We start from the raw sequence: 10,508 nt of genomic DNA on the forward strand, positions 1-10,508 counted from the left end.
AGCAGGAAACCTGGGCTATTTTCGGCGTTTATCCTAATTTCGCATGGACACCAGACAGCAAAAGCATTGTTTTTTATGCCAGGGGAAAAATCAGAAAAACAGAAATAGGCACTTTAATCAACAGTACTATTCCTTTTCAGGCCAATACCATTCAAACCGTACAACAGGCCTTACATTTTGAGCAACAGGTTTTTAATAATGAATTTTCGGCCAAAATGTTGAGGCAGTTAACCACTTCTCCAGATGGGAAAACCGTTGTTTTTAATGCGGCAGGATTTTTATACAAGCAGGAATTACCTGCAGGAACACCTGAAAGGTTAACCAATGGGTTGGATTTTGAGTTCGAGCCTGCTTTTAGTCCGGATGGGAAATATGTGGTTTATACTACCTGGAGCGATGAATTAAGAGGAGCAGTAAAAAGAACTGATCTTAAATCAGGAAAAACCATCACTTTGAGTGATGAAAAAGGTTTTTATTACTCTCCCCAATATTCGACCAAGGGCGACAAAATTGTTTTTAGAAAAGGTAGCGGAAATGATGTTCTGGGTTATAATTATGGCCGTGGAACCGGTATTTTTATTATGCCGGCAAATGGTGGAGCAAAAACCCTTATTTCTGATAATGGTATCCGTCCACAATTTAACAATACCGATACACGCATTTATTTCCAGAGTTATGCAGATGGTAAAAAAGCTTTAAAAAGTATCGATTTAAATGGTGCAAACGAAAGAACGCACTTTACTTCCCAGTATGCCAATCAGTTTGTTATCAGTCCTGACAATAAATGGGTAGCGTTTAACGAACTTTTCAATGTTTACATCACACCAATGATTAACGTTGGCACTGCCCAGGATGCTTCTGCCGGAAATAAAGCCATTCCGGTTACCAAAGTAACAACCGATGGCGGAACCTATATCCAATGGAGTGCCGATAGTAAAAATCTGCACTGGACATTAGGCCCAAAATATTTCACGATTGATGTAAACAATGCTTTCAATTTTGATGGGACCACGCCAAAAACCGAAGCATCATCAATCGACATCAATCTTGTTTTAAAATCTGATGTCCCTACTGGAATTGTGGCTTTAAAAGGTGCACGCATTATTTCGATGAAAGGCGATGAGGTAATTGAAAATGGAACCATCCTAACCGATGGCAATAAAATTACCGCAATCGGTAAAACAGATGCTGTAACCATTCCGGCCAATGCCAAAGTGATAGATGTAAACGGTAAAACCATTATGCCTGGTATAGTTGATGTACACGCACATTTGCGCACCAGCCCGGATGGAATTACTCCCCAGAGTGATTGGAGTTACATGGCTAATTTAGCTTTCGGGGTAACTACTTCACATGATCCATCGAGCAATACAGAAATGGTTTTCAGTCAGAGCGAAATGCTAAAAGCTGGTAGGATGATCGGTCCACGGGTTTATTCAACCGGATCTATTTTATATGGTGCAGATGGTGATTTTAAAGTGGTAATTAACAGTTTAGACGATGCTTTGGCCAATTTGCGCAGGTTAAAAGCCGTTGGTGCATTTTCGGTAAAATCGTATAATCAACCGCGCAGAGAGCAACGCCAGCAGATTTTAGAAGCCGCAAGGCAGTTAAAAATGGAAGTGGTACCCGAAGGTGGGTCAACCTTTTTTACTAATATGAACATGGTTGCCGATGGTCATACCGGAATTGAACACAGCATACCTGTTTTGCCGGTTTATAAAGATGTAACTACCCTTTGGAATAATACCGAAGTGGGCTACACCCCTACTTTAATTGTTGCTTATGGCGGACAGTGGGGCGAAAATTACTGGTACGATAGGACCAATGTTTGGGAGAATGAGAAGCTAATGACTTATACCCCGCGATCTATAATTGATGCCCGGGCCAGACGCCGAACCACTTCAGAATATAGTGATTACAACCATATCGACATTGCAAAAGCAACTAAACAAATTGCAGATGGTGGTACAAAAGTTAACCTTGGCGCACATGGACAAATACAAGGTTTAGGCGCACATTGGGAGCTATGGATGTTGGTACAGGGCGGTTTTAGTCCGCTACAGGCAATAAGGGCAGCAACTTTAAATGGCGCAGGCTATTTGGGTATGAATAAGGAAATAGGCTCTTTAGAAGTGGGTAAACTGGCCGACATGGTGATTATGGACGCCAACCCATTAGATGATATCAGAAACTCTGAAAAAATCAAATATGTGATGATTAATGGCCGCCTTTACGATAGCGCAACCTTAAATGAAGTGGGCACAAGGGAAAAATTACGTGGTAAATTGTGGTTCGAAAACATCAGGGGAAATGGTTATATCATTCCGACAGGCGAATCAGAAACCTGGACATTTACCGTTCCACATTGTGATTAATTTTTAGCATAATAATCTAATTTTAAGTAAATTTGATTTATGGAAACCGTACTACTGCAGATCAACAATAATAAAGCGTACCAACTTCTTAAGGATTTGGAGGATTTGAATATTGTAAAGGTTTTAAAAAAAACGGTATTAACAGATAAAAAAAAATCAGCACATGATTTTATAGGTCTTATTTCAAAGTCAGATATGGAACTGATTGATAAAGCAATTGAAGAAGATTGCGAAAACATCGATTTAGATGGCTGGAAATAAGGTCTTATTAGATACCAATATCATCTCCGCCCTGTTTAAAGGCGATGTTTCTGTTGCAAATCATATTGATAAGTCAGAAGTATATTTATCTTCAATCATTGTGGGAGAACTTTGCTATGGTGCAGAATACTCCACCAAAATTGAAGAGAATATTGCCAATATTAAGCAATTGATTTCTACCTACAACGTTTTATCCGTTGATGAGGAAACATCCTTTATCTATGGCAAAATCAAAGCTGATTTAAGAAAAAAGGGAACTCCAATTCCTGAAAACGACATTTGGATAGCATCATCTGCAATACAACACAAGCTTAAATTAAGCACAAGAGACAAACACTTCCAAGAAATAAAAGGATTAAAAATATTGGCCTGGTAAAATTCAAATTTTTACCAGGCATATTGCAATTTAATCGCATCCAACATTACAAAAATACATGGCCACTATTATAGATTTATCCAAACCTATCCGTTACAACGAATCCGATCCCTGGTTTATGAAAGTGAAAATCAAACATAAACCACACCATAAAGCCAAATGGTTAATCCGTTTATTAGGCCTGCCGTTTAGGCTATTTCCTTCCGGTTTTGTGGGCTGGGCTGATGATACCATACAGAAAATGGGCGTTCACTCTACCACACATGTTGATGCCCCGTGGCATTATAGCCCTACCGTAAATGGCGAAAAAGCCAAAACCATTGATGAAATACCACTCGATTGGTGTTATGGCGATGGCGTAGTAATCGATATGAGCTATAAAGCAGACTTTGATCCGATTACGGTATCTGATTTATCGACTGCATTAAGAGAAACCAATATTACATTAGCACCTGGAATGATTGTTTTGATTAAAACAGGTCGCGACAAATATAACGGCACCAAAGATTTCCATAAAAAAGGTACCGGCATGAGCTTAGAAGCCACCAATTGGTTAATACAGCAGGGCATTAAAATGATGGGTATCGATCAATGGGGTTGGGATTTACCATTACCTTATATGATCAGCGAAGCAAAACACACCAATAATGCCGATTATTTTTGGTCAGCACATTTAGTTGGCCAAAATGCCGAATATTGCCACATGGAGCAATTGGTTAATTTAAGTGCCCTACCTGTCACCGGTTTTAAGGTTTGTGTATTTCCATTAAAAATCGAGGGTGCATCTGCCGCTCCTGCAAGGGTGGTTGCGATATTGAACGAATAGACTAGTATTGACAAATAAGCAACTAACATTATATGAAACCGAATAAACTCTACATAGCTGCTTCAGCCATCTTTTTAATACTTAGCCTGCTTGTTTTTTCGTACAGCGGATATTATATTTTGGGTATCCAAACAGTAAATCTTTTTCTGGCACTGATTGCAATGGCTTATATTACTTCTTTTATCGCTGTGATGAAAGATCGTAAGTCTGTTATTGCCTGGTTATTACTTGTTTTTAATTCTATTATACTGATTTGCATTATTTACTTCTTAACGCATTTTAAAATGAAGATGTAGGACTAATACATTTCTGTCATTCTGAACGCAGTAAAGAACCTTTTAATGTAAAGTGAGCCTTATGAGAGCAGCATCTTCTTGCATGATAGACCCTGAATCAAGTTCAGGGTGACGGATCGCGAGAAAATGACGACCTTGTAGGTGGTGTGGGTGAAAGTTTCAATTTACAAAACCAGCAATCCGTATTCCCTTAAGGTATTAATGGGTTTCGAATACCAGAACAGTTCGAAGTTTTCCAGTTCCTGCTCAAAATCGGCTTTAACCTCCTGAAAAGTGAATACTTTTTCGTTCGAGATTGAAATCTGATTTAAAATAGCCGTTAACCACTCACCTTCTTTTTTATTCGTTTGAACGGTAAAAGTTTCCTTTTTATCATGAAAAGTGAGCGAGGCCATTTCCCAGGTATTCCCTTTTTTCGATTTGGTGAAATAATCTGCAGAAGGTTTACCTCCTATCCAAACTACTTTTGCTGTCGATTTTGTATTAAAATGATCGCCATCGTTTAAAGCCTTTTCAATAAAATCAGCTGGTATTTTGGTTCTAGGGATTTTAAAATCAAACCAATCCTGCAGTTCATAATCGAAGCAAATACCGTGCATAAAATTAAACAGCGATTTCTTTAAGCCATAACTGAATTTGTTATGATCAATGCCTGTTTTATCGGTATAGTTGATATCGTTATTGGCAAAAGTTCCAATAGCTTCTGTTTCTTTAACTACGCCGAATTTTTCAGGATACATCCCTACCGGACTATGCGCCGTCATAGCAAACTGATGCCAAAAACCCGATTGTAATATTCCAACTTCAAATAACTGGCGCACCATTTCTAAACTATCAACAGTTTCTTGTATTGTTTGCGTAGGGTAACCGTACATTAAATAAGCATGAACCATGATCCCGGCTTCGGTAAAATTGCGCGTAACCCTGGCTACTTGTTCTACCGTAACGCCTTTATCGATCAGTTTTAACAAACGATCGGATGCCACTTCCAATCCTCCCGAAACTGCAATACAGCCTGAAGCTTTAAGCAACAAACATAAATCCTGACTAAAGCTTTTTTCAAAGCGGATATTCGTCCACCAGGTTACGGCTAACTTTCTCCTGATAATTTCTAAAGCCACTTCGCGCATTAATGCTGGTGGGGCAGCTTCATCAACAAAATGAAAACCGTTCTGTCCGGTTTTAGCATATAAATCTTCTATGCGGTCAACAATCAATCTGGCAGCAACCGGTTCGTAAACCTTAATGTAATCCAGCGAAATATCGCAGAACGTACATTTACCCCAGTAACAGCCATGTGCCATAGTAAGTTTGTTCCAGCGCCCATCGCTCCACATGCGGTGCATGGGGTTTACAATTTCGATTACCGATATATACTTATCTAAAAGTAAGCCGGTATAATCCGGTGTACCTACATCAGCCTGCTTATAATCGTTCCTAAAAGCATCGTTACGGTAAACCACTTTACCGTTTTCTAGTAAAAAAGTTCTTTTATAAAAATGGGCTTCAGCCGGAATGGGGTGTGTAATATTGTGATACAGAAGTTCGATAGGCAATTCGCCATCGTCCAAAGTGATGTAATCGAAAAATTCGAAAACACGGGCATCCGATAAGGATCTTAATTCGGTATTCGGGAAACCACCACCCATAGAAACTTTAATTTCAGGATGATTTTCCTTTATCCATTGTGCACAACGGAAAGCACTGTACAAATTACCCGGAAAAGGAACCGAAATAAGGAAAAGCTTAGGTTGTATCGTTTCTATTTTTTCTTTTAAAACCGAAAATAAAATATGATCGATGTAAGTTGGTTCTTTTAATAAAGTATCATACAATTCATCAAAAGAATTTGCACTTCTGCCCAAACGCTCTGCATAACGGCTAAAGCCGAAATTATCGTCAATACATTCTACAATGTAATCAGATATATCTTCGAGGTAAAGTGTAGCCAGATGTTTTGCTTTATCCTGCGTACCCATTGCCCCAAAAGCCCAATCCAGTTCTTCTAACTGCGAAAAACGCGATGCTTGCGGTAAAAAATCGTCGCTACAAATCTGCAATGCCAATGTTGGGTTTTTCCCCTGCAGAAATGCGATTACAGCATCTATGGTTTTTAAATATTCATCCTGCAAAGCAAAAATACGTTTGGCATTATCGCTTTTTGGCTTTTGATTGTCGACACTTCGACTCCGCTCAGTGTGACAGAATAGATCCTGTAACCCTTTTTTAGAAAACAGTTCTAAAATAACTTCAATACCCAAATCGGCTTGTGTTGAGCTGATATTTTTGGTATTCAGAAAACCTTTTATATACGCCGTTGCTGGATATGGGGTATTCAGTTGGGTAAAGGGCGGTGTAATGGCAAAGACTTCGGTTTTCAAATGGAATTGTTTTTTCTGCAAAAGTACGGGAATTTTAGAAGTTTAAAGGTGTAATTTTAGCACTATTGCATTACTTAGTTGCATCCCAAGTATAGTTTTCTGTGTTATCCGTACCTCCGTGGCTGTTTTTAGACTCTGTACGGGTTTGCAAACTAAAAGCCCAAATCAAACGTTTTAAACTTACATCAATACCTTTTTTACCTGAATGAAGATCTTTTGTTTTTACTTCCTGATGCTCTCTGTACAGATCGGCTTTGCGCAAAAAACTTTTACATTTCCGAAAATCAAAACACAGGGAGCTTCAATTGAGCAATTTACGCCAGCGAACTGGACGTTAATCGACAAAGCTGAGGGCGACTTAAATAACGATGCTTTAGTTGATTTAGCCATTGTTTTTGAATATAACAAAGCGGTTGACGAAACCCGCACTTACGGCGACAATAGCAGCGAAATTATTAAGGAAACACAAAAACCAAGGATATTGGCAATCTTTTTTAAGGATAAATCAACAGGTGCTTACACATTATCAACCCAGAACAACGATTTTATCCTGCGCTCAGAAGAAGGTGGTAAACTGGGCGATCCATTACAACAGATAGCAATTAAAGACCAGCAATTATACTTACGCTTTCAGGGCGGCTCAGAATGGCGCTGGGAACTGGGTTATACCTTTAAATTCGAAAATAAAGATTGGTTTTTAACAAGTGCAGTTAACCTGTATTACAACCAAAATAATGGCGATATGACGGAAAGGGTTTACGATTTTAAACGCCGCGAGCTTTTTACCACTTATGGCAACATGCATAACCGGGATATTGCCAACCAACGAACAAGTGAAGTTTTATTCTTCTCGCAGCTCAGAACGTTTAAAACATTTAAAAAACCCTGGGCTTGGGAAATTATGCCTAATGTTTACTTGTAGCGGAGCAAACCTATCAGGTTTTTGAAACCTGCCCCCAAGAATCACAGTTTTGGGTTAAATAAACCTGATAGAACGGAAAGCCCGAAACGAAGCATGAGTGAGGACTTGGAGGGATGGCAGGGCTGAACTCCCCGATGAAAAACAGAACCATTCATTTTCAAAAAAAATTATTGACTACCTCAATCATTTAACAGCATTTAAGTGTCTATGTCTAGCGCTTTATTGACCAATTACGCATTTTAAACCTGCATAGACCCTGAAATAAATTCAGGGTGACGTATATTACAAATTCTGCGCTATCACAAAACCGCTTGCCCATGCCCATTGAAAATTATAACCACCCAACCAGCCCGTTACATCTAAACATTCGCCACCAAAAAAAAGGTTTGGGATTTTTTTGCACTCCAGCGTTTTAGAAGAAATTTCATTAGTATCAATTCCACCACGCATTACCTCCGCTTTATCGTAACCTTTATCACCTGCAGGTTTAACTTTAAAATGGTGGATAGTTTGTTCGATTAAATCGATTTCTGCTTTTGTTAATGCGGCAACAGGTTTGTTTAACGGTAAAAACTTACCCAAAGCATCAGTAAACTTTTTGGTGTAAAAACGATTCAACAAGGTTGATAATAACGTTTTTCCATTGCTTTTACGTTCTTCATCCAATAATGAAACCACATTTTGATGCGGCAACAAATTGAGGTTGATGACCTCACCCCTTCTCCAAAAAGAAGAAATCTGTAAAATAGCCGGACCGCTTAATCCCCAGTGGGTAAAAAGGATATTTTCTTCAAAAGAAATTTCATCATTACTTACTTCGCAAAAAACCGAATTTCCAGAAAGTTGTGCAAACCACTCTTCATCCTTTCCGGTAATGGTTAAAGGCACCAATGCCGGGGCGGTTTCTATGATTTTTAGATCATGTTTTCTGGCAAACCGCAAGGCAAAATCGGTGGCACCCATTTTAGGGATCGGTAAACCACCGGTAGCAATAACCAGTTTTTCGGAAGTTAAAATAACATTTTTGCCATTCTTTTCATAACTAACTTTAAAACCTTCAGGTAATATATCAATTGTTTTTACATCGGCATTACACCTGATCTCCTGACCAAAATCTTCGCAGATAGAAGTAAAAACCTGCACCACATCTTTTGCATTTTTATCATCAGGAAATAATTGGCCCAAAGTTTTTTCTTTGCCTTCAATGCCGTAAGTTTCAAAAAAACTTATCGTATCATCAACCGTCCATTGTGTAAAGGCCGATTTGATAAAATGCGGATTTGCGGATATAAACTGTTCAGCTGAAGCAAATTGATTGGTATAATTGCATCGGCCACCGCCAGAAATCAGGATTTTGGCACCAGGTTTTTCGTTTTTTTCGAGCACAATTACTTTCTTACCCAGATAGCCTGCCTGCACCGCACACATCAATCCGCAAGCACCTGCACCAATAATTATTGCATCAGCATTCATCAATAAAATTTATTATGGTTACTTTTGTGCAAAAATAGCATTATTTTCAAGCGCATGGCAAAACAGATTAGCGAATTAAAACTAGGTATTTTAGGCGGCGGACAATTGGGCAGAATGCTCATTCAACAGGCAATTAACTACAATGTAACCACACTGGTTTTAGATCCCGATGCGGATGCTCCCTGCAAACATATCTCAAATTACTTCGAAAATGGCTCAATCACCGATTTTGATACCGTTTATAACTTCGGAAAGAAAGCAGATATTATTACCATCGAAATTGAAAAAGTAAATATCGATGCACTTGAACAACTCGAAAAAGAAGGCAAAAAAGTATTTCCACAATCGAGGGTGATCCGTTTAATCCAGGATAAAGGTGTACAAAAACAGTTTTTTAAAGAAAATGATATTCCTACCTCTCCTTTCCAGATTGTAAATACAAAGGAAGATATGGTGAACAGTCCTTTCCATTTTCCATACATTTTAAAACTGAGAAAAGACGGTTATGATGGCAAAGGAGTAATGAAAATCAATAGTGCTGCCGATCTGGAAAAGGCTTTTGATGCGCCCTGCATTATCGAGAAACTGGTCGATTTTGAAAAGGAAGTGGCTGTAATTGTAGCACGTAATGCCAATGGAGATATGAAAACATTCCCAATGGTAGAGATGGAATTTAATCCGGAAGCCAATTTGGTTGAGTTTCTGATTTCTCCATCAACATTTGCTGAAAGTTTACAGCAAAAAGCAGAAAATATTGCGAAAAACATCGCTTCGGCAATGAACATCACCGGGATTTTAGCGGTAGAAATGTTTGTGTGCAAAGATGGTGAGTTATTGGTTAACGAAGTAGCCCCACGCCCACATAACAGTGGCCACCAAACCATTGAAGGCAACTACGTTTCGCAGTTTGAGCAGCATTTACGTGCGATCTATAATTTGCCACTTGGCGATACCAGCAGCATTACCAATGCCATTATGATCAACCTGCTTGGCGAAAAAGGTTTTGAAGGTGTAGCCAAATACGAAAACCTCGAGAAAATATTATCTATTGATGGTGTTTATGTTCACCTATATGGTAAAAAATATACCAAACCTTTCCGCAAAATGGGACATGTTACTATTGTAGATATCGACAGGGAAAAAGCAATTGAAAAAGCCCGTTATGTACAAAAAACATTAAAGGTAATCGCATAGCATCTTTAGGTGTAATTAGAATTTAAATAGTCAAGAAAAATAGAAATACAAAATAGATATGAGTCAGGAAAATTCAGGTTCGGCATTGGTAGGAATTATTATGGGTAGCAAATCAGATCTGCCTGTGATGCAAGATGCTGCTGATGTATTAAAAGAATTTGGAATAGATTACGAAATAACGGTGGTTTCGGCACACAGAACACCAGAGCGCATGTTCAATTATGCAAAGGAAGCACAGGGCCGCGGTTTAAAAGTAATTATTGCCGGTGCCGGTGGTGCTGCCCATTTACCAGGCATGGTGGCTTCGATCACAACTTTACCTGTAATAGGTGTTCCGGTTAAATCGTCTAACTCAATTGATGGTTGGGACAGTATTCTGTCCATTCTACAAATGCCAAACG

General features: G+C 38.8%; 10 protein-coding genes. 8 read left to right on the top strand and 2 right to left on the bottom strand.

From position 1 onward, the window contains the following. The 5 genes from B2V92_RS05340 to B2V92_RS05360 form a co-directional block, all read left to right on the top strand. Positions 1 to 2,378, top strand: a 2,378-nt coding sequence (locus B2V92_RS05340; protein ID WP_293305407.1) for an amidohydrolase family protein, incomplete at its 5' end; no start/stop codon positions are given. A 39-nt stretch (positions 2,379 to 2,417) separates the two neighbouring features. Beyond that, positions 2,418 to 2,639 (top strand): hypothetical protein, encoded by a 222-nt coding sequence (locus B2V92_RS05345; RefSeq protein WP_293305410.1) that lies wholly within the window; start codon positions 2,418 to 2,420, stop codon positions 2,637 to 2,639. Further along, positions 2,626 to 3,015 (top strand): type II toxin-antitoxin system VapC family toxin, encoded by a 390-nt coding sequence (locus tag B2V92_RS05350; protein ID WP_293305413.1) that lies wholly within the window; start codon positions 2,626 to 2,628, stop codon positions 3,013 to 3,015. The genes B2V92_RS05345 and B2V92_RS05350 overlap by 14 nt, the downstream gene beginning before the upstream one ends. Before the next feature lie 58 nt (positions 3,016 to 3,073). After that, a complete protein-coding gene (locus B2V92_RS05355; protein ID WP_293305415.1) occupies positions 3,074 to 3,841 on the top strand; it encodes a cyclase family protein in 768 nt (255 codons plus the stop codon). 32 nt (positions 3,842 to 3,873) lie between these two features. Then, complete coding sequence (locus B2V92_RS05360) at positions 3,874 to 4,137, top strand: hypothetical protein (protein WP_293305418.1); 264 nt, start codon at positions 3,874 to 3,876, stop codon at positions 4,135 to 4,137. Positions 4,138 to 4,301: 164 nt separating this feature from the next. Here the strand turns inward: B2V92_RS05360 and B2V92_RS05365 are convergent, their stop codons facing one another. Continuing rightward, positions 4,302 to 6,518 (bottom strand): B12-binding domain-containing radical SAM protein, encoded by a 2,217-nt coding sequence (locus B2V92_RS05365; RefSeq protein ID WP_293305421.1) that lies wholly within the window; start codon positions 6,516 to 6,518, stop codon positions 4,302 to 4,304. A gap of 205 nt (positions 6,519 to 6,723) precedes the next feature. Between B2V92_RS05365 and B2V92_RS05370 the strand changes: the two genes are divergently transcribed. Further along, complete coding sequence (locus B2V92_RS05370) at positions 6,724 to 7,440, top strand: hypothetical protein (RefSeq protein ID WP_293305423.1); 717 nt, start codon at positions 6,724 to 6,726, stop codon at positions 7,438 to 7,440. 282 nt (positions 7,441 to 7,722) lie between these two features. On the opposite strand, the gene B2V92_RS05375 is transcribed toward B2V92_RS05370, so the two are convergent. Continuing rightward, the gene (locus B2V92_RS05375) at positions 7,723 to 8,913 is read right to left on the bottom strand and encodes an NAD(P)/FAD-dependent oxidoreductase (protein WP_293305426.1); all 1,191 of its coding nucleotides are present in this window, start codon (positions 8,911 to 8,913) and stop codon (positions 7,723 to 7,725) included. Positions 8,914 to 8,967: 54 nt separating this feature from the next. Here B2V92_RS05375 and B2V92_RS05380 point away from each other — a divergent pair, with 54 nt between their 5' ends. Together B2V92_RS05380 and purE are read left to right on the top strand one after the other, a co-directional pair. After that, positions 8,968 to 10,107, top strand: coding sequence for a 5-(carboxyamino)imidazole ribonucleotide synthase (locus B2V92_RS05380; protein WP_293305429.1), 1,140 nt, complete (start codon positions 8,968 to 8,970; stop codon positions 10,105 to 10,107). A 58-nt stretch (positions 10,108 to 10,165) separates the two neighbouring features. Further along, the coding region (gene purE, locus B2V92_RS05385; RefSeq protein ID WP_293305432.1) for a 5-(carboxyamino)imidazole ribonucleotide mutase at positions 10,166 to 10,508 on the top strand (343 nt) is incomplete at its 3' end.

This window comes from Pedobacter sp. UBA5917 (assembly GCF_002432345.1).
Lineage (GTDB): Bacteria > Bacteroidota > Bacteroidia > Sphingobacteriales > Sphingobacteriaceae > Pedobacter.

What these genes read in the sequence shown, in the direction of transcription:
- B2V92_RS05380 (WP_293305429.1), top strand. Translation starts at nt 8,968, where the DNA reads ATGGCAAAACAGATTAGCGAATTAAAACTAGGTATTTTAGGCGGCGGA.
- B2V92_RS05370 (WP_293305423.1), top strand. Translation starts at nt 6,724, where the DNA reads ATGAAGATCTTTTGTTTTTACTTCCTGATGCTCTCTGTACAGATCGGC.
- B2V92_RS05345 (WP_293305410.1), top strand. Translation starts at nt 2,418, where the DNA reads ATGGAAACCGTACTACTGCAGATCAACAATAATAAAGCGTACCAACTT.
- B2V92_RS05355 (WP_293305415.1), top strand. Translation starts at nt 3,074, where the DNA reads ATGGCCACTATTATAGATTTATCCAAACCTATCCGTTACAACGAATCC.
- B2V92_RS05350 (WP_293305413.1), top strand. Translation starts at nt 2,626, where the DNA reads ATGGCTGGAAATAAGGTCTTATTAGATACCAATATCATCTCCGCCCTG.
- B2V92_RS05360 (WP_293305418.1), top strand. Translation starts at nt 3,874, where the DNA reads ATGAAACCGAATAAACTCTACATAGCTGCTTCAGCCATCTTTTTAATA.
- B2V92_RS05375 (WP_293305426.1), bottom strand. Translation starts at nt 8,913, where the DNA reads ATGAATGCTGATGCAATAATTATTGGTGCAGGTGCTTGCGGATTGATG.